The 19908-nt window shown below is 39.4% G+C and carries 15 protein-coding genes, 1 pseudogene and 1 CRISPR repeat array; of the genes and pseudogenes, 3 read left to right on the forward strand and 13 right to left on the reverse strand.

Translation table 11 applies throughout. The annotated features are described in order from the left end of the window. Positions 1–26 precede the first annotated feature (26 nt). The 12 genes and pseudogenes from CXK86_RS19675 to CXK86_RS19730 form a co-directional block, all read right to left on the reverse strand. Positions 27–1535, reverse strand: a complete 1509-nt coding sequence (locus CXK86_RS19675) for an RCC1 domain-containing protein (RefSeq protein ID WP_180361801.1) — start codon at positions 1533–1535, stop codon at positions 27–29. 450 nt (positions 1536–1985) lie between these two features. Beyond that, a complete protein-coding gene (locus CXK86_RS19680; RefSeq protein WP_165789982.1) occupies positions 1986–3497 on the reverse strand; it encodes an RCC1 domain-containing protein in 1512 nt (503 codons plus the stop codon). A gap of 240 nt (positions 3498–3737) precedes the next feature. Beyond that, positions 3738–4196: pseudogene (locus CXK86_RS19685) on the reverse strand (IS3 family transposase); the annotation flags it as partial. Between the two features lie 813 nt (positions 4197–5009). Further along, a CRISPR array of direct repeats spans positions 5010–5789; the repeat unit is 33 nt; unit sequence ATTTCAATCCACGCACTCCATACGGAGTGCGAC. A gap of 351 nt (positions 5790–6140) precedes the next feature. Further along, positions 6141–6962: a nuclease-related domain-containing protein gene (locus CXK86_RS19690; RefSeq protein ID WP_101314313.1), complete on the reverse strand. Its 822-nt coding sequence runs from the start codon at positions 6960–6962 to the stop codon at positions 6141–6143. Positions 6963–7306: 344 nt separating this feature from the next. Beyond that, a complete protein-coding gene (locus tag CXK86_RS19695; protein WP_101314314.1) occupies positions 7307–8296 on the reverse strand; it encodes a hypothetical protein in 990 nt (329 codons plus the stop codon). A 131-nt stretch (positions 8297–8427) separates the two neighbouring features. Next, on the reverse strand, positions 8428–9084 hold the full coding sequence (locus CXK86_RS19700; protein WP_101314315.1) for a hypothetical protein: 657 nt from the start codon (positions 9082–9084) through the stop codon (positions 8428–8430). 39 nt (positions 9085–9123) lie between these two features. Continuing rightward, complete coding sequence (locus tag CXK86_RS19705) at positions 9124–9855, reverse strand: DNA polymerase beta superfamily protein (RefSeq protein WP_180361802.1); 732 nt, start codon at positions 9853–9855, stop codon at positions 9124–9126. Positions 9856–10370: 515 nt separating this feature from the next. After that, positions 10371–10667 (reverse strand): hypothetical protein, encoded by a 297-nt coding sequence (locus CXK86_RS19710; RefSeq protein WP_091036840.1) that lies wholly within the window; start codon positions 10665–10667, stop codon positions 10371–10373. A gap of 560 nt (positions 10668–11227) precedes the next feature. Beyond that, on the reverse strand, positions 11228–11389 hold the full coding sequence (locus tag CXK86_RS19715) for an aspartyl-phosphate phosphatase Spo0E family protein (protein ID WP_101314317.1): 162 nt from the start codon (positions 11387–11389) through the stop codon (positions 11228–11230). Positions 11390–12736: 1347 nt separating this feature from the next. Next, entirely contained in the window at positions 12737–13951 is a 1215-nt protein-coding gene (locus CXK86_RS19720) for an S-layer homology domain-containing protein (RefSeq protein ID WP_101314318.1), read from the reverse strand. A 288-nt stretch (positions 13952–14239) separates the two neighbouring features. Beyond that, complete coding sequence (locus CXK86_RS19725) at positions 14240–14545, reverse strand: hypothetical protein (RefSeq protein ID WP_101314319.1); 306 nt, start codon at positions 14543–14545, stop codon at positions 14240–14242. 172 nt (positions 14546–14717) lie between these two features. After that, positions 14718–15449, reverse strand: a complete 732-nt coding sequence (locus CXK86_RS19730; protein WP_373888073.1) for an AAA family ATPase — start codon at positions 15447–15449, stop codon at positions 14718–14720. A gap of 476 nt (positions 15450–15925) precedes the next feature. Between CXK86_RS19730 and CXK86_RS19735 the strand changes: the two genes are divergently transcribed. After that, on the forward strand, positions 15926–17113 hold the full coding sequence (locus tag CXK86_RS19735; protein WP_101314321.1) for a M28 family metallopeptidase: 1188 nt from the start codon (positions 15926–15928) through the stop codon (positions 17111–17113). Positions 17114–17345: 232 nt separating this feature from the next. Here the strand turns inward: CXK86_RS19735 and CXK86_RS19740 are convergent, their stop codons facing one another. Beyond that, positions 17346–17759, reverse strand: a complete 414-nt coding sequence (locus CXK86_RS19740; protein ID WP_101314322.1) for a hypothetical protein — start codon at positions 17757–17759, stop codon at positions 17346–17348. A gap of 388 nt (positions 17760–18147) precedes the next feature. On the opposite strand from CXK86_RS19740, the gene tnpA reads away from it, so the two are divergent. Continuing rightward, positions 18148–18546, forward strand: a complete 399-nt coding sequence (gene tnpA, locus CXK86_RS19745; RefSeq protein WP_101314323.1) for an IS200/IS605 family transposase — start codon at positions 18148–18150, stop codon at positions 18544–18546. 5 nt (positions 18547–18551) lie between these two features. Next, positions 18552–19631: an RNA-guided endonuclease InsQ/TnpB family protein gene (locus CXK86_RS19750; RefSeq protein ID WP_101314324.1), complete on the forward strand. Its 1080-nt coding sequence runs from the start codon at positions 18552–18554 to the stop codon at positions 19629–19631. Positions 19632–19908 lie beyond the last annotated feature (277 nt).

Consider the following 19908-nt stretch of genomic DNA (forward strand, 5'->3'; position numbering starts at 1 on the left):
CTGTCAATCAGTTGAACGTTAATCTGTTAGGGAGTGAGTGGATTAATGATATTTAATTTTTTTAAATTTCCATTTTTGTCGTACTCATAAACTATCTTCTTCCCGGAATCATATATAATGCTTATCAATTGACCTGCCGAATTGTAAGTAAAACTGTATTTTTGTTTCTTCTTCTTAACTACAACGCTACTTTGTTCAGACTCATTACCTAACAATCCTCTAGTCGTAATATAAAAACGATGCTCTTGATCTGGATTGAGGTTATTTATGACATATTCTCTCTCATGCGTGTTCCCAATTAAGACACCATTGTGATAAATATTAAAACCATCTAGGCTATCATCATCTGCAGTGAGGGATGCCCATTTTAAATGCACAGAAGAGGGATTGGTGAGTTTTAATTTCAATCCCTTGGGGACTTCCAATGAATAATCATCGACCAATATGCGTTTGGGCATAGATGTCGTTGTTCCATTGCTCGTTACATCCATTCCCCACAAGTAAATTTTAGAGGAATTACTGATGGCTGCGCTGGTATTTGCGCCAGCAGAGATGGAGACAATGTTCGTTAAACCCTTCACATTAACCGGCACCAGGCTATTAGTCGTTGTCCCATCACCTAATTTACCTCTGGTATTAGCCCCCCACGAGATTACAGTGCCATCTTCCTTCAAAGCAAGTACATGACTGGTACCTAAAGCTAGTTCCTTTATTCCCTGTAATCCTTCAATCTTGGACGGTGTTATTTTTTTTGTTTGTGTTCCATCTCCCAGTTGCCCAAAAGAATTAGTACCCCATGACCACACATCGCCATTTATATCAATTGCTGCCCCATACCCTGCCTTTTGATAGATATGCTTTACTTTGGTAGCAAATTTAATCTCTATCGGATTGAGGGAATAATCCATTGTCTCATTTCCAAGTTGATCAGTGGCATTTGTGCCCCAACCCCATACCGAGCCGTCACTCTTCAAAGCGTACGTTGTCGAATAGCTTGCGGCTATTTCAACAACACTTTTAAAATTTGGTATCTGAGTTGGTACGGTACGTGATTGAGTATCACCCAACCCCAGTTCGCCTGAAGAATTTGAGCCCCATGTCCAAACCCCACCATCGTTAGTGAGTAATACACTAAAGTTTGAACCTGTTGCTATTGCCTTTATGTTTTTCACTGAGGTAATCAGATCTGGGATCTCAACATCTGTAGTTCCTGGCCAAGAAAGTAACGTTCCATCAGAGGTCAAAGCTAAACTTCGAAAACCTCCGGCAGAAATATCAACAACGTTCGAGGCAGATGAGATCACTCCGATGCCATCAAATGCATTTCCCGAACGCCCCAGCAAACCAGGAAGGTTCATACCGGCTGACCATATTGAACCATCTCTACCTAGTAAAAAGAGATGTTGGGTCCCAACTGAGACTTTATTTATTTCGTTTAGCTTCTTTTTCTCAGCTGCATCCACTTTTTCATTTGTGAAATTCCCAATACTAAGTATTAGAATTAGCACAATAATCGATATTCCCCGTAACTTCATATGCATGTTTCCCCTTCGTGTACATTTTTGCCTGTGCGATAATTGGAAATCCATCTTGTATATCAACTAAATCTTGATCATTCTGTACTTTCCACCCTCTCTTTAACATTTAGCTTTGTCGGTTTTCAAAAACAGCTTTCCTATTATCGTTTATTTGGCAATTTTAAGAAATAGGCTTTTTTTGTCGAATTATAGATATTTTTGTCGATTTATTACCAGTGTACTTTTGTTAAAGTTTATATATGTATAATAAGCAATCTTTTGCGCTACCAAAAACTAGCTTCACTTATCTCGCTGTTACCTATACAAAGAACTATGAATAGAAGACTCACGAAATTTGAATTAGCAGATTAATAAAAAGCACCCTTACGAATAACACTTTATTCGCAAGGGTGCAGGTAAAATAATAGTCTTAATTTATGAAGTAATAAGTTAAGAAGTCTAATAGGGTTAAGGATTCACAACCGTTGTTTTCTTAAGATTTCCGTTTTTATCATATTCATAGTTTACTATCTTCCCTGATTCATACATGATACTTTTTAATTGGCCGGAAGAATTATAAACATAACTAGACTTTTCTTTTTTTACAGGCTTCTTAGTCACAGTTTCACTATTTTTCGAAAATTTCTTCTTGTTACTGTTAGTAGCTTTAACTATAAATTTATATTCTTCATTAGGATTTAACCCTTTAATAATAAAGGTCTCATCGTTAGTCTCAGCTATTTTCAACCCGTTCTGATAAACAATGAATCCACCTAAACCAGTACTAGGTGTTTTAGGTTTATTCCACATAAGTCTTACAGAGGAGCTGGATAAAGCTTTTAAATTCAATCCAGTAGGTGCTTCTATTGATTCCTCTTTCCCTTTAAGTACAGTAACCTCTATAAGTTTCGGTTTTTCCAGAGCTTTAGGAAACCGTTCCAGTAGGTTATTACCCCAAATATAAGCTTGATTTGAGTTACTAACTGCCATGCTAGTACTATTTCCTGCTTCAATATATTTAATATTGGACAGCCCTGAAAGTATTGTGGGCTTTAACTGATCAGTAGTCGTACCATCGCCTAAAGTGCCATACGTATTATCTCCCCAAGATAATACAGTACCACTATCTTCTAAAGCGAGAACGTAAGTATCTCCGAGTGCAAGTTGTGTTATCGAATTTAGACTTTTTACTTTTTGAGGAATGTACTGGTCAATGAGCGTACCATCGCCCAGTTGCCCGAAATCATTCCTTCCCCATGCCCATACATTTTGATCGATATCTATAGCCATAGCGTAGCCCTTACCTGCAAAGACTTTAGTAATTCCTTTCGGGATACTAATTTTACGAGGGATATTACTTGTATAAGGATCTATATCTCTTGAACCCAGTTGATAAGAACTGTTATCATCGCCCCATGCCCACAAAGTTCCATCTTTCCTTACAGCATAAGCAGCATCTGTGTTTACTGCTATGTCAACCACGTCAGCAAGTTTTACAGATGCCAGTTGGCCAAGAGGTTCTATATTACTAAAGGTCCCCCAACTCCAAAGATCTCCATTTTCAGCCAATGCTAAATTCATCTCATATCCTGCTGCTATATCCACTACTTTCTTCAAATTGGATATTATTTGAGTTGGTCTAGAATCGTAACCCCACTCTAAAATTGATCCTTCTGATGTTAACGCTAGACTATGGACTTCTCCTGCAGAAATCGCCATTATATTTGTTGCTAATGGATTATTCTCTACTACTTTATTCATCATTGGAGAGAACTCGCCAAACATGCCACTACCAGCTGACCAAATCGAACCTTCCTCATCTAGCATAAGAAGATGATTGTTCCCTATAGATATTTTCTTTATTATTTGGTCATTTTTAGATTCTGCAGCAAACAGAGAAGTATCCTCAGACAACACGCAACTCAAAAAAACTATCAAAATAACATTGATTTTATTCCAAAAAAGAAATTGTTTACTCAAATTGCATAACCCCATTCTCTAACTTTAGTATTATTTAATCTGCGTATATAATAATTTTCTCTAAGATAACCTCTTTTCACTTGAATTTTTGAAATGCTTATCTATTATCATGTATTTTGGACCTATGTCAAAAAAGTAGACACTATGCTGCGGATTTGTCCGTAAAATTCATCGCAAAGCGAATTGGGAAAGTTACTCTAGCAAACCATGCATTCGCTTGCGATTGTAGTAGAACTCATTTTACTGGTAGATGACGGTATAGGCCTCTTCCGGCGTCTTAAAACGAGGGTTGCAGTAAATGAGTTCCTTCTTTACAATACTGTGCCACGACTCAATACAGGCGTTATCATAACAATTTCCTCGGCGGCTCATACTTGATTCCATTCCGTATGATTTCAGTTGCTCCACGTATTCTTTTGACGTGTATTGAGAACCGTGATCCGAGTGATGGAGTAATTCCGGAGCGGGACGTTTGGCCTTGTAAGCATCCTTCAATGCACCCATCTCCAAACTGGTTTTCATATGATTATACAGACGCCAGCCTACAATTTCACGTGTGCACAAATCCAGAACGCTGGCGAGGCATAGACGACCTCCTCGGCAAGGAATGTAGGTGATGTCGGTAACCCATACCGTATTCGGTTTGGACGTTTTAAATTGCTGATTCAGTGTTTTCGGCGCAAGGGGATGATCGTATTTGGAATCCGTAGTCTAAACACGATATTCGGGCATGACCACAGAACTTAGATTCATTTGACGCATGTATATACTGACGGTAAGTGAAGAGATTCGCAACTCTTTTAAATGGAGCAGATACGTAATATAGGGCTGCCGACCGCATCTGATGGTCGTAAAAATGACACCGAATACGCTTCATGACCTCGTCTTTGCGGTTCTGCCGCTTGCTAGTTCGGGCCATTCGCCATTTGTAATATCCGCTCCGTGATACTTGAAAGGTTCTGCACATCTAAAGGAAACTCGGAGCGATGGTCTTCCACAAACTGAAATCTTAGCTCTTTGGTTTGCTAAAGATGTGCACTGCTTTTTTTACAATCGCCAGTTCTTCTTGTGTATCCGCAAGCGTATGCTCTTTCTCTTGAAACAACCGGTGCATCATCTCTTGGAGCTCTGCTTCCAGTTCCTTCAGTCGATCTACGCTAGCAACCGGCTCATGTTTATGGTTGTTCCTTATAATTGTAAGATTTCAAGGTGACTTTACTATTGACTGCTGAAGCTGTACTAAATGGTAAAAAGTAACGAAAACAACACTACCTATTAATAGTGACTACCTTCCCATTTCTATTCTCCTTGGTTAATTCCCACCGGCTGGGTGAAGGTAACTCTATCCGAAGAGCGACATGATTACTGGGTTCAGCTTCCTAGATCCTCATCAAATCAATCCACAGTCTCAATACAGAGTTAATTCCAAATAATTCCTTAATCCCTCCTGATTTCAATATATGCAAGAGGGGTGCGAAAAACGCCCAAGATAACTTTTCTGAGATTCAAACTAATTCAATCCACGCACTCCATACGGAGTGCGACGATACGCTGCCGCCGAAACCCTCAGCTGTGTCGTCATTTCAATCCACGCACTCCATACGGAGTGCGACGATCAAGGCCTCACCACTATCCCTCAAATTCAGAAATTTCAATCCACGCACTCCATACGGAGTGCGACGAGAATTTATCGTCAAGGCTCTGGTACAGTCAGAGATTTCAATCCACGCACTCCATACGGAGTGCGACTAAAACACCCATTGCAATTTAACGAGCTTGCTAGGTATTTCAATCCACGTACTCCATACGGAGTGCGACATCACCGGACAGTATCAGGATATTTTTGAGGGCATATTTCAATCCACGCACTCCATACGGAGTGCGACCTAATGCATGAGCGGCATCACGTTTCTTGGCAAGTATTTCAATCCACGCACTCCATACGGAGTGCGACTACTTTCAGTTCAGATACTGGAACCAAGAGTTATATTTCAATCCACGCACTCCATACGGAGTGCGACTCACAGAGGCCGCGGCCCCGGCTCCACGCTTACTGATTTCAATCCACGCACTCCATACGGAGTGCGACAATCTGGATCTTAGTTTCAGGGTTTCCGTCATCAGATTTCAATCCACGCACTCCATACGGAGTGCGACTATAAATGCGAACGCCATATGTCAGATTGTTCAGAATTTCAATCCACGCACTCCATACGGAGTGCGACAAGTTCGCGTTCTCCAAGTTTGTCGTCACATAAAATTTCAATCCACGCACTCCATACGGAGTGCGACAGCGAAGATACACGTATCAAGTTATGTTTAAAATACCTTCATACGTAATTCCGATACTTTTTCCACATATTAGCTCCACTATATCCCACAACAACATATAAACTCAATATCCTTGTTACCAAAAGGTCACAAAACTGAAGTGTTCGACAAATTTCGAGGTGCGAATCTCCCGGGGAAATCATGTGAGCTTGGCATTCGCACCTCTACCTGGCCAGTGTCCAAATAGCTAATAACATAGCTTCGCTCGAGCCAAACAATAGAAAGCATACTTCCTCACCGCATAATATTTCATATCTTCGAACCGATCATGTGAATCCTTCGCAACTGGATTCAAGTTGATTCAACTTTACACTACGCATCTTTACGATGTTGGACGAATTCCAAGTGCTTCCTTTTTATGTCCTCTGACACCTCTGTTTGTGGCAGCAGAGATTCATAAACGACTGTCGTACTTTCCTCATTTAAAACATCAGGAAGGATGTGAAATAAACCCTGTAATTGGCTTGTTAGATTCATATGTTTCGTAATAACAATGCCTTTTGATTTTACTTTGATCAAATCGATATTTGAGTCGTTATTAAATACGATAATGGAATGGAACGGTATGCCTTTATAGCGTTCACCCAAAAAAAGCTTAATAGCTCGAATATGCCCCGCATTTTGCATAATTGGATTGTAAAATTCATTTCGATCCTCAATAAACGCCTGATTCCATATGCGTTCATCTTCATTCCCAACAATTACTCCCCGATAGTTCTTGGATTCAATTACATAGATTCCAGTACTATGGATGGCAACCAAGTCCACTTCAGTGTATTGTCCACCGCTCGTTGGTACATAAAGAGATGAAAGACATTTGATATGGGGATGACTTTTTAAGACATCATCAAGTACAATCGCTTCTCCCTGCTGCCCCTTATCTAAAAGGACTGCTGGCGTATCTACAAATGAGCTACTTTGCTCGCCTTCCCATGCCTCTTTCTTTCCTAAACTCCGGTCTATGCTTCTTTCCTGTTCTTCATGGGTAAGCGAGCGATTCATGGGGGTTCGGCTTGAGAAAATCCCACTAAGTAAGCCTATTAAAGCTACGATTCCAAACAAAATCCCGACAACAAGTCCAAGGTGATCAAAAATCCACGTCACAATGGTTGCAGTTCTTGTTAGTAAATACACCTATCTATCACCCTCATTTAGAAACTTAGTTTGACCTATTCATAGAATGGTTCTGTACATCGAATTAAACTTACTTCCTACATAAGCCGAGTTATAGAAACCACATCTCGCTATTTGAAATTGTTAGCTCTACGATCAGGAAGTATTCGCTTCATTGTTTTGTACGTACAAAACACATTACATACACAATAGGGATATATATTAAATATATCGTGAATTCAATCATTCATTATGTTCCTAGGCCCGATTTAAACATGGATTAGTTGTTATAATCAATCATCTCCTTCTTTTCATGTTCTACTCTATTATGCAAATCACATCACGATAACATTTAATTAAGAAAATTAATTTTTATTCATTAATATTGGTTTAAGATATTTGTCCGATAATTCCGCTAGCATGTCTAATGCTTTCTCTTGTGAAACGAACCCGAGTCCTGCAGAAGGGAAGGGTATCAAGAATATGTATAAAATCCTATTGTTTAATGAAATTTCTGCTTTAAAGGATTTTTGTAATTGCCCCTTACTGTTCCTCATATCACAAGAGAATGGGATGGATGAGAATAGATTTTTTCCAAACATTAATTCAAGAGCATCCTTCTTAAAGCCAGCAGCTCCGCCAATTCCGAGGAGAATTTGTGCACTAGATTTTGTTAGAGCATTTTTGATGATTCTAGCTCTGAGATTCGTATCTTCTTTGAAGTCACTAAAACTCGATGTGGAGTATTTTTGGGGCTTGAATCTGCCTTTTGGTTTATTGAATGCTGCTAAATAAGGGTTGTCTTGATTTGGTTTATATTCAGAAGATGGTGCTACTGCTCCATATTCATTTGGATACCATTTTCTCTCTGTTGATCTGGGAAGCGGTCTCCAGTCAATTAAAGCGGTTTGAATTCCCTCCGTTTTTGGCTTGTAGAGCTTGCAGCCAATGTATTTTTTGATTTCACCAAATGTGCCTTCCTTCGGAGAACCTTCAAACCAGTTGGATTGGCTGTTTCGTTCATGAGCTAGACAAAGCCTTGCAATAGCTGCATTAAAAACGCCTTTTGTAAAACCCTTAGAGTGTTTTTTTTCATAACCAGTAAACAATCCCTCAAAATCTGGATAATAAAATCCCTCTCGCCAGTTATTTGCTTCAATACAATAATTCCTTACATCCGAAGATTCATCCGTTGTAATCAATCGCGTCCTGGCTTTAACATTTTCTGTTACTGTATAACCACCCGTGCCCTCTTCATTTCCGAAAACTAAAATATCTGCATTAAGAATATCACCACAACCTATGTAGGAAAGTAATATATCGTATTCTGCCTTACTTAACCTCCAGTCCTCCACCCTGATTCCACCCTTTTGAAAGATATAATCTAAACTTGAATCCGATTAACTTGTCTCATCCAGCACGCTAGAACTTCCATTTTTAATTAGTATTCTCTGATATTCTACGTGTCGTTAGATTTCAGGTTTATTTATCTTCTAATTCTTCTTGGCTTATTTTTTAATTTTTCTTGTTCTCTTTTGTCCTGCATTTCATAAAGACGAACAGCTTTTCTGATATGTTTCTCCATTAAATCTAACTGAACATAGATATCTTTTAGTCCTCTCTCTTTAATCATGAAATTTCCTTTATACATGTTCATATCTAGTACATATGATCTTGAATAACTATTTGAATCAATATCTTGATAATCAATTTGAATATCAAATATAGGGAAGTTTTTACGTTCATCCATGATTTCTATAAAACTACCTGCCAAAGCGTTTACGGTTTGACCTGGGGCTAAAAATGCAACGCCTTCATTAAGCATATATGCATTTATCAAATCTTTAGGAACTTCTTCCCCATTTCTTGGTTTCAAATGTATCTTAATATTCTTGGCTGCATTGTCACTCTTATTGGTCAACAAAAATGAAACCAGCTGAAGATCGTTTGAGTGAAAATAACCGATAACATTTGGCGTGTTATTTTCTTGACGGATTCTTTCGTTTTGCTTTAACGATTCAGCACTGTACCGTTGAGAGTTTCTAGCAAACCATACGTTGAGAGCAGTCAATAGGATAGTCAGTGTAATATTAAATACGCCAAAGATGTTGATATTCTCTGAAGCCCACTGGTTAAAATTCATTCCTTGGCACTCCTTATTGTTTGTAAATGTAGACTTTCTTCACATTGTTTTAATGTGATTCTTAACAAGAGTTTGTAAGAGAGTCTTCAGATAATAATTCGCTTCCTTATCAAGCGGAACTTCATAATAACTTTGCTCCAATTTCAGAGCTTTTTCTTCGTTTAAACTAGTGATTTTTTTGAACTCATCCAGTGAAAGCTCACCATGCTTCAATCCAAGCATAAATTCTCTATCCGTTCCTTCATATGTAATCGCACCTTTAAAATCCTCAAACCCAGACTTATGGAATCGGATTAAGAAGAGCAAAAAGTATAGGGACATCATCGCCTTTTTCGTGTTATATCCATATTGAGCGATCATGCTTTTTTGTGTTTCAGAGTTTGGTTTGGTAAGATCCTTCATCTGTCCTCTATACATGCCAAAGCAACTATTGAACAGACTCTTTAAGTTGATTGTTGAGATCCTATCTCTGTATTCAAGAAGTTGCTCAATCTCAGCGTATCCAAAGGTATCTACTTCTACGGAATACAGTAGTTCGAGAAAGGTGAGGTTTGAGTTGGTCAGTAGTTTTTCTAACTTTCTAACATCATGAATTTCGATATCTTCTGTCGTTGAAGTTTGAAAGTTCTTATATAGAGATCCTGTATACAAATCATTGAAATTCGGTAACACAAAGTATTTGACATCCCTATCTGATGCTTCATCATTTAAGTTGCGGTTTATGCTTCCCGAAACGGTTTTCAATACGGCTTCCCGATGATGTATCTTCACTATTCCTCCCCCCTTCCCAAAGAAAGCCTTGTTTTATGTATCTTTCTTTCTCTTCTCGAATGCGATCCACGAATAATACGATACCCAGAATAGTAACGGAAATATAGCTACTGCCATATAGCGTTTATCATAAGGGAGCGTAAAAATAGCAACAATGGAGATCGGTAAAATAATGGCTAGTAGCATTACATATTTGCCCCAATGTGTTTTTAATATATCCACCCGCTCCTTAGTCGATTGAAATCAAATTCCTATGTACTTCGTTTTGCCCGCCTTCGCTCAACATTCCTTCGTCCCAATCAAAACGGGTTGTAACGGGCTGTTGCGGTACTCCCCAATGTCTGTGACTAATCTGCAAGAGAATCCTGATTCAATAGCTTTTAGTGCTGGATATAGATACTTGGAATATCATTGTCATACCACACTTCACATTCTCATTTTCTCCATCGTTCTCAACACCAATCTTAACTCACGTTCATTCAATACGAACTCATCGTACACTCCTTATCACAAGCTCACACTTCATCATTAGCAGATAAAGCTGGAATATGCGCCAAAGTTCTTCCATCTGTCAGTTTTTCAATTCTATCTTTATGTACATTACGAAATATATCTGAATGGAGAAAACGCTCCGTTGAGCCAATGACACTTTTGCCATCCAAGTACATTTGGTACTCTATACTTGAATGAAAGTAGATAGATACTTCGCCGTTTTCATCTGCAAGTTTATCAATATCGTATCTAGGGTTTAGCTTTAATCCTTCTTCTCTTTCTTTTTCCAATCTCTTAAAAAGTTCTGTTATAGTTTCCATTCACCCAAACCTCCTATTAAATAGATTCGATTAAATCAACCACACCGAATCCTATACCCCCAACGGGTTCTTATATAGTCTACCATTTCTCAACATGCTATGGGTATACATGGGAATCACTTGTTTTTCCTTTTAACGTACATTGTACGTGCATATTCCGTTATATGGCACTTTATCAAAATAATTTTATACAAAGAAATACAGAGATCGTACTATTTACTCGTAAAGGCGTCTTGAAATAGTATGCCTAATTTAAGTACTGCAACTTCTTTTACCTGTCCTGCTGCTTATATGACTACCTTCTCTTCATCTTTAAACCTGCGTAACTAACCGCCCTCATCAGTCTTATCCATAGGCTATAGACAATTGCCAGGCACTCCACTCTTCAAAGTATCGCCGTCCCCATTGCTCCCCATTTCATTAGAGGGACGATAAACCATACGGTTATCGTTAATTCATTAATCCCCCCTCGTATTAAGCTCTCCTGTATGTGGTATAATCAAGGGGCGAAGGGGTCCAAATCTTCGCCCTGGCTCGTTTGTTTCCTAAACAAACGGGCTTTATTTTTTTCGTTGATGTTGTCGATCATATTCATTCAGTATGTTGTCCAACTTCTGCGATTTCTCCACTACCTCCACTGCTGTTAAACCCATCCGCTGCGCTAAATCAATAAGCTCTTGTCGCAACACCTCAATTTGAATACCCAACGCCTCCGTACCCATGTTGAGCTCATCTCCTTTATAAATCCTTTAATTAGAACAGACTTTTTTTACCCTAAACCTCATTCGGCACCGTTTGCCTGTCTAGCCCTAGCGGCGATGAGCGGAATCTTTTAAGGTTGATGAGCAGTTATCTTACTAGCTGACTTGCCTTACCTTATGAAGTTTTCAAAGAAACAGATTATTCGTATACCGTAGCCGTCGCAGATTTAAGATCATATAGGTTCTCGCAGGGCAAGGCTGCCCGAAGGGACGACAAAATTAGGTGGAATGATTTTCTCAACATAATTTTGTCGCCTTGCCCGGAGAGGTTCTATATGATCCCATGCGGTTAGATGGCTACGGAATACGAATGATCTCTTTGAAAAACGGAATATGGTAAGGCTGCACACAAGTATGCGAACGTGCCTTGTTTTTCTTCTTCGATTATGCAAACAAGGGTTTTGCTTCAAAAGGTCTACCCGGACGGTTTTGGAACGATGAAGGAATGAAGCGAAGCGTAATGGAGTCATGGTTCCTTATTTGCTTCGTAGTACATGGTGGGTATTGTGAAGTGGAGTGAAACGGAGCGAAGCCATGCCCATGATGTATGAGCATTGCCCCCAAGTCTTTAGCTTCCTTGCTACTCCCGTTAAGAATTCCAATGGAACCCGGACGACTTATCTGGGTTCGCTTGGGATTTAGGGACGGTGAACTGCGGGAATACCCCGGCTATATCTACATCTCTTAGCTTTATGTGTAAATAAGCTTGCCCTGGTATTTGTTAATTGAAATTAAATGTACTCTTAAACTACTAATCTGACCTGACCTTGAATCTGAAGAGGTGGTATGTATACAGAGCTACAACATCAATATTGGCTATACAATTACTAGAAGACAGTGTGAGGAATGATTGCCTCATCACTATAGCCATTTTATCTTTTATGACGTGTCTTCATGCGGTAATTATACGGATTAGTAGGAATCGAGAAGTATATAACAAATATGTTTTCGTAAAGGCAATACTTATGTATTTATCTTGCAACTATATCCAAGCACAAAATTTCCAGCATAAGACGTTATTCAATTTAATGTTCATCGTGTACTCTTTAGCATCAATTCCAATCCATATATGGCTCATATCAGCACGATCGAAATCGAGACGTAACGCTACACATTAAATTGTGATGATACCAAAAAACATTTTGCCGAACCTACGGCACAACCAGCTAAATACATTCACTTAATTACTTACGTAAATGTATTTAAGAGACCATCTGCAATTTGCAGGTGGCCTTTGTTTGCGATAACTAAACCGAAAATAACACCCATCATACGCTCATTAGGAGCAGTATATTGGGTGTTTTTTCTTTATTGGATACCTCTGAGACGGAGCGGAATGCTTTCGCTGAACCACCATCCAGCTGCTGGTGTTTGAATCCTAATTTCCAAATTGCCGCTTATTTGTACAGTACCTGTTTTAGGGATAATCACAGCAGGGGTATCGGTTCGGCTATTCCGATAAACCCTTGCAGCAGTATTCAGCACACCTTTTTGGAAAAAGGCATCCCGATCGGGACTATCAAATCCATCGACGTAAAATTGAATTTTTGTGTTAGGATTATATCTTTTAGTATCTTTGTTAAATATCGGCCCACCCTTGAAATAAAGAACGTAACTGTTTTTCTGATCTTTGACCATCAAATTAGTGATTGAAGGGCGGTTATTATACCACTTAAGCGTATTGATAGGCGCAATCAGTCCAAGGTTCGGGTCGTTAGGATCAGCCAAGTCGATAGCGATAAGAGCGTCCAGTTTAGCTTGGTACAGTCCATCTTTCGATGTGATGGTCATAAGCTTTTCGTTCCACATTTCTTCGACCGAAGACTTACCGGCTTGTTTCCAATCGGATTCCGGAGTAACCCACATTTCTGGCATCACGGTGAAGATGTTGGTACCATGCCATGCGATTTCTGCACTACCGACCGCATACCTGTCGACGTCAAGGGAAGCGCCGGTATTCTTGGTAAGAATACGTTCGATTACAACGATTGCCTGCGCACGCGTGGTCAGTCCTTTCGGAGCGATCTGCCCTATACCTACCCCTTTAATGAGACCGGCTTTCGTAGCGAGATACATCCATTTGTCATCTTCCTTTGTTGTTTCCCCGATCGCACGAGCTGCAACACGGGCCATCTCTTCGCGTGTCATCACTTTCGCCCAAGCCGCTTCGTTATCGTTAAAATCGTCAGTTGCGAAAAGACCTGCTTTGCTTGCGGTATCAACGTATTCCGTGTACCATTTACCGCTGGATGGGGTGGTTTCAAGCTCCATGGCCGAGACGACCATCTTCATGAATTCAGCGCGCGTGACGCTGGCGTCTGGTTTAAAGGTACCATTCGTATATCCATCGACATAACCTTTGGAAACGCCATTAGTAATAGCACCGGCGCCCCAGTGGGTCGATTGAACGTCGGAAAATGGAGTTTTAGCGGCTTGCGCGTTAGGTATTGTGATACTCATCGTACCTAACATAAGCGCTGCTGTCAGTGTGATTCCTGCGATTTTGATAAACTGTTTTTTCATGAACTCTCTCCTTTTGATTCGGCGCTCTTGATTTAGGAGAAAACTCCTCAATATTCATTATCGTCACCATAGGCTTAGCGATTAAATACCTGCAAAAACCAAGTTGGATTTTATGTATCTAAAACTTCGATTAAACGATTCCTAAAGGTACACAAAAAAAAGATCTTGAGCATTTCCGCAACGATCCCTATTGTCAGTCCGCTAGTTGAAAACAGTAGTTGATCTCGGTGTTGCCTTCTTAAGTTTTATTAAGTTAACGTTTCGATAAATTAAATAGGAATTAAGCATTCATACAGTTAGTCCAAGCTTACTAATAAGTAAATCACCTTGTTCTATTTTCAATGAGTTCTTTTCTTGTTTAAACGCCCAACCAATTTCATTCGCGTGCCTTATTAAAAGTTCGCAATTCCTAGGTTTGTGTGGGTTAAAGTGCCAACTACCTTCCCATGTAAATAACACTTCAAAATATGAGGTTTTAGATAAATAAACCTTAAAATTAACAAACGTATTACTAGGAATCTCATTAATGACACAGTGAAACTGATAACCATTTACCATTATCTTTTTAGCTCTCTTGCGGAATGTCTTTCCCATACAAATGACCCTCCTGAAACACAATAGTCTTTCAAGCATGACGAGTCATACCTTAGTTCGAAATATACCACATAACTAGAACTATACTGCCTGTTGCTTAATCTTCACAATAGATCTTTTCCTTTAAAGCGACCTCTCTTAGGCTGTAGGTTTCCATGGTATAGCAGTGGATTTAATCTTGACCTTCTTCGAATAACTCTCTGAGCATCCTATCCTTGTTATTCACAAACTCTTTCATCATCATAAAATGGTCGGTTTCTTCCAATACTTGAACCTCGATACCATCTGGCTTTAGATTGTAAATAATCGAATCTGGGTATGCCATAAGGATTGGGGAATGGGTCGCAATAATAAATTGAGAGTTTTGCAAAACAAGTTCATGGATTCGTGTCAGCATCGCCATTTGGCGAAGGGGAGACAGTGCAGCCTCAGGCTCATCCAGTATATATAATCCATTCTCCCCGAATCGATGAATGAACGTGGAAAAGAACGACTCTCCGTGCGATTGCTCATGCAAGGACTTGCCACCGTACGAATCTTTAATAGGGCGACCGAATGAAGGCTGGCTGTCCAACTCATCGATCGTCGTGGCTAAATTATAATAACTTTCTGCCCGGAAGAAGAAGCCATCCCTCGGGCGTCGCGGACCTTTGATCAATTGTATATATTCATATAAGCTCGAGTGGGTAGCCCGGGTTGAGAAGGAAAAGTTGGTGGTCCCACCCTCCGGGTTAAATCCCCATGCAACAGCGATGGACTCCATCAGTGTTGATTTGCCCATCCCATTTTCACCTACGATATAGGTTACCTTGGGGTGAAAATCAAGAGTATTTAGACTTCGAATGACTGCCAAATTAAAGGGGTAACGATTATAAGTGGGGACTTCGTGCCTTTTGAGCTGAATTTGGCGTAAATAGGCATGCTGTACATTCAATATAGTTCACTCCCTTAATCGTTATCCTCACCTTTGTTGGCCGACGCTGACTCATGTCGCACCTTTAGTTTACTCCATCAATCAAATCATACCACATACCGAAACTACTCTGCCCGTTAGCTTAACAAGTATCGCCTATCTAATATAGTTCTCCACCGTCCTCCCCATTTCTTAGTTATTCAGTGATTCTTAAGAACTATGATATGTGATACAATATTCCTAATCCTACCAGTGTTAGATGGATATCTTTAATGAAAAGATGAATTACATTTTCTAAATTGTGAGGTGAATTATCAGAGTAACAAGCTAGGTACTAAACATTGCTAGTACATAGAGTATGTTTTTGGGAGGCCGCTCTCAAAAATTAACGGTAATTAAGTATGAATAGAACGTACGGTGTAAGGCTTTTGTAGAACTTGAAGAACGAATTGATTTGAGGAGGAAATATGAAAAATATTTTAAAGGTTCAGGGTATTCTATTGGCTATTCTGCTGGTTATTGCGGTTCCTGGAAATGCATTGGCTTCAGGCTCTTCTTCCATCGCAACAAATGCACAAACATATCTGGAGTATATGGGTGAACACCTTAAAGATAGTTCAGCCTCTCCTACAGATAATTCCATGGGAAATGGTAAAGTTCATGGACAGACAAAACGATGGATTAGGAGCACGCTAAGAGAAATTGGCGTAGACTCTCGATATATTTATGAGCAAAATTTCAACACACAAAAAGACACTACTGGCGTAATTTCTGCGCCGTGGGGACATCATGTATTTTTTAAAGGCTCGAATATTGAAGTCACACTGAAAGGGAAAGATCCTAGCAAACAAATCATTGTTAGTGCCCATTATGACGGATCAGGCTATTCGAATAACGCTTCGGGGGTAGCATTAATGCTCGCTCAAATCAAGGAGCTAGTAGACAAGAAATCTCCTCACGCAGTTAAATTGCCGTATACCGTAAAATTTGTTTTTTTTGATATTGAACAATTTAATAAGGGATCAGAGTACTATGCAAAGAAAATGACTGCAGCAGATAAGAAGAATACTCTTTTCATACTCAATATCGACAATATCGCACGTGGTGATTACCCCAATGTTTATGGAGGCATAACCGATCCAAATAATAACTCTGTTGTACATACGGAAGCATATAAATTAGCGGTTTCCAAAGCTTTAGAATTAGGAATTAATGTATTTGATACAGAGGCGCTAGATGGATATTACAACACACATGGCAAAGGTCCCGAAATTAGCGAAAATACGATATATACCAACCCATGGACAAGCTCAAACCCTTCTCCGGGCGTAAAGTATTCTGTACTTTCTCCTTCATATCCAATAAGCAGAAGTCATATGCTCTTTGTAGAAGCAGGGATACCTTATGCAAGTTTCCAAGCCTCGAACTGGTTTGCAAAAAGCATGGATGGTACTATATATGAAGCTGAAAATGATGGATTAATATCTCAGGTTAGGCGAGATTTCTACATTTCAGGAGGGAAAGAGCACGATACGATGAAAATTCTAGAAGCTTATTTTCCAGGACGTTCATTGGCACATTACAATGTGTACGGCCCATTGTTGAACAAAATGCTGATGGAGCCAGACATCAAAATACTCCAACCAAGTCAATAAAAGTACTCTACATCAAAAACAGTTACAGGGAGCTATGATTCCGAATTATTCGGAGCTTAGTTCGCCCGTAACTGTTTTTGTTTGATTTTCTCGACTCTGAGGTGTAATTTTAGCCGCCAAAAATTGAACGTTTAGTCACGATATCTACTTTTAAACCTGTATGTAGCCATGCTGTCTTGTCATAAGGCTACTAGAGAAAACTCATAGTCTCATTTCTTATAAGAAACTGAAACTATTCTTCTTTTTCAACATACGGAACTATTAACTCATAGTTCTTGCCGAAAACAAAACTCAAAAGAAACGTATCTAAACTTTCGAATTCTTGGAATCTCCCCTCATCTTTTATTAGAATCAACGAACCAGAAAACTTGTCTATAAAAAGCGGTTTATACACTACTTGTCCTATCTCAAGCCACCTATTTATAAACTCAGGGAATTCGCTTACCCTATATTGATTATCAGGTAATTCTTCATAGGTCCAAAAATCAATCGCCCCACAGCGTGCACCATTTGTTTTTTCTAGAAATGAAATGTACTGAGTGAGGTGAACAGAATTAAACTCAAACTCAATACCAGAGATCCCCTCATTTAACTCACCAACTATTATCCCATTTGGATCTTCTTCAAGCTTATCTTTAACCTGCAAATTATATCTTTGAGATTCTTATTCATCTTTGGCTGCACTCCATATGTATATCTCAGTAATAGCGTTGAATTTTCTTAATTATATCACGATGGCTTTGATTCATCGTATCATTAGCATTTGTAAATTGGGATAGAACAGGCTTAGCCGATACACTAATCATAATAACCACAAAATTACTATTATGACTCCTTTAGAATACATCTTCACAAGTGTTCACTTCGTATACTTACAGAAACCCCGAACGAGAAAGCCCAATTCTTTAGATGTGGGATAAAAGTGAGGTCGGATACGGAGTATCACTATTGTGATGCTTCAAGTATCCGAAATGTCTGCGTTCTTAATTTTTTAGCTCGTTTCAATTCATCTATTAAACTGATACAATATAGATATGAATGAATATAGAAGAACAAACACAACCGTAACTTTGTTGAACTATCATTTTGTGTTCTGCCCACGATACAGAAGAAAGATATTTCTCAAATTAGAGGTAGAACAGCGCTTCAAGGAACTGGTGCATGAGGTATGTGCAGAGCTTAATATTGTGATTGTTGCCATGGAGTGCGACAAAGACCATACACATATGTTTCTCAATGCACTTCCAACATTAAGCCCTGCTGATATCATGGCCAAAATAAAAGGAGTCACATCAAAAAAACTACGAGAAGAGTTTCCACACCTTTTGCATTTGCCCAGTTTGTGGACACGTTCCTATTTTGTTTCTACCGCTGGAAATGTATCAAGTGAGACCATCAAGCGTTATGTTGAACAACAAAAGACAAGGGGGTGAAGTAACTGTCTCAGACCATAACGGTTAAGGTAAAGCTGCTGCCGACTAAAGAGCAGATCCAACTATTGCAACAAAGTAGTCATGAATATATCCGAGTTGTTAATACACTCGTGGCCGAGATGGTAGAAGAAAAGAAAAGGTTGAAGAAGACAACTAAAGACATTCCTGCTAATCTACCAAGTGCAGTAAAAAATCAAGCGATTAAAGATGCGAATAGTGTCTTCTCTACCAAAGTTAAGAAAAGTAAATACGCAATCATACCGATCCTAAAGAAACCGATTTGCGTATGGAATAACCAAAACTATTCTCTGGACTTCACGCACATTTCCATTCCATTCATGGTAGAGGGAAAATCTAAGCGTTTAAAAATTCGTGCATTGTTCATCGACAAAGTCCATCGAAACGTTGACCTTTTGAAGCATAAACTTGGTACGCTCCGTGTCACGAAAAGCTCAGGTAAGTGGATAGCCCAAATTGCTGTCACCATGCCAACAACTGAAAAAACGGGGATGCGAATTTTGGGCGTTGATTTAGGGCTGAAAATCCCTGCCGTAGCCATCACAGATCATGATCGCGCTCGCTTCTTTGGGAATGGGCGAGAAAACAAATACAAGAAACGGAAGTTTCGTAGTGTTCGTCAAAAGCTAGGAAAACAAAAGAAAGTGAACGCTATTCGCAAGTTAGATGATAAAGAACAACGATGGATGAAAGACAAAGACCACAAAGTCAGTCGTGAAATCGTTAATTTCGCAGTCGAAAATAAGACTTCTGTCATTCGCTTAGAACAACTAACGAATATTAGGCAGACGACAAGAACAAGTCGTAAAAACGAAAAGAATCTACACCGTTGGTCATTCTACCGTTTGGCACAATTCATTGAATACAAAGCAAATATGGCAGGGATCAAAGTGGAATATGTGAACCCTGCATATTCAAGTCAAACCTGTCCAGCATGTTCAAAAAAGAACAAGGCGCAAGATAGAAGATATAAGTGCCCATGTGGATTCAAGAAACATCGTGATATCGTTGGGGCGATGAATATTCGCTACGCAACTGTGATTGGCGGTAACAGTCAATCAGCCTAAGGTGCTATATGCACTGTCTTAGGAGGGGTAATGGCATACCCTAATCTTAGCATCTGTCCAAAGCAGAAATGAAATGAGGACGTTAAGCTTAGCTAAGAATCCCAATCACTTTAGTGATCTTGCCCCTTTAGGGGTGGGAGTGTCAATGGCTCTTCACTCTTTATGAGCTCCATCTCTTAAACCCCAACAAATAATGGTGAGTTACGCTAATCTTCCTGTTAGCTGAATCAAAGAAGCAGCCGATTATACTCATCAGCTGCTTCTTTGGTTTTCCGTG

Source organism: Paenibacillus sp. BGI2013 (assembly GCF_002843485.1).
Taxonomy (GTDB): Bacteria; Bacillota; Bacilli; order Paenibacillales; family Paenibacillaceae; genus Paenibacillus; species Paenibacillus amylolyticus.

What these genes read in the sequence shown, in the direction of transcription:
- CXK86_RS19675 (WP_180361801.1), bottom strand. Translation starts at nt 1,535, where the DNA reads ATGAAGTTACGGGGAATATCGATTATTGTGCTAATTCTAATACTTAGT.
- CXK86_RS19700 (WP_101314315.1), bottom strand. Translation starts at nt 9,084, where the DNA reads ATGAATTTTAACCAGTGGGCTTCAGAGAATATCAACATCTTTGGCGTA.
- CXK86_RS19710 (WP_091036840.1), bottom strand. Translation starts at nt 10,667, where the DNA reads ATGGAAACTATAACAGAACTTTTTAAGAGATTGGAAAAAGAAAGAGAA.
- CXK86_RS19715 (WP_101314317.1), bottom strand. Translation starts at nt 11,389, where the DNA reads ATGGGTACGGAGGCGTTGGGTATTCAAATTGAGGTGTTGCGACAAGAG.
- CXK86_RS19720 (WP_101314318.1), bottom strand. Translation starts at nt 13,951, where the DNA reads ATGAAAAAACAGTTTATCAAAATCGCAGGAATCACACTGACAGCAGCG.
- CXK86_RS19725 (WP_101314319.1), bottom strand. Translation starts at nt 14,545, where the DNA reads ATGGGAAAGACATTCCGCAAGAGAGCTAAAAAGATAATGGTAAATGGT.
- CXK86_RS19735 (WP_101314321.1), top strand. Translation starts at nt 15,926, where the DNA reads ATGAAAAATATTTTAAAGGTTCAGGGTATTCTATTGGCTATTCTGCTG.
- tnpA (WP_101314323.1), top strand. Translation starts at nt 18,148, where the DNA reads ATGAATGAATATAGAAGAACAAACACAACCGTAACTTTGTTGAACTAT.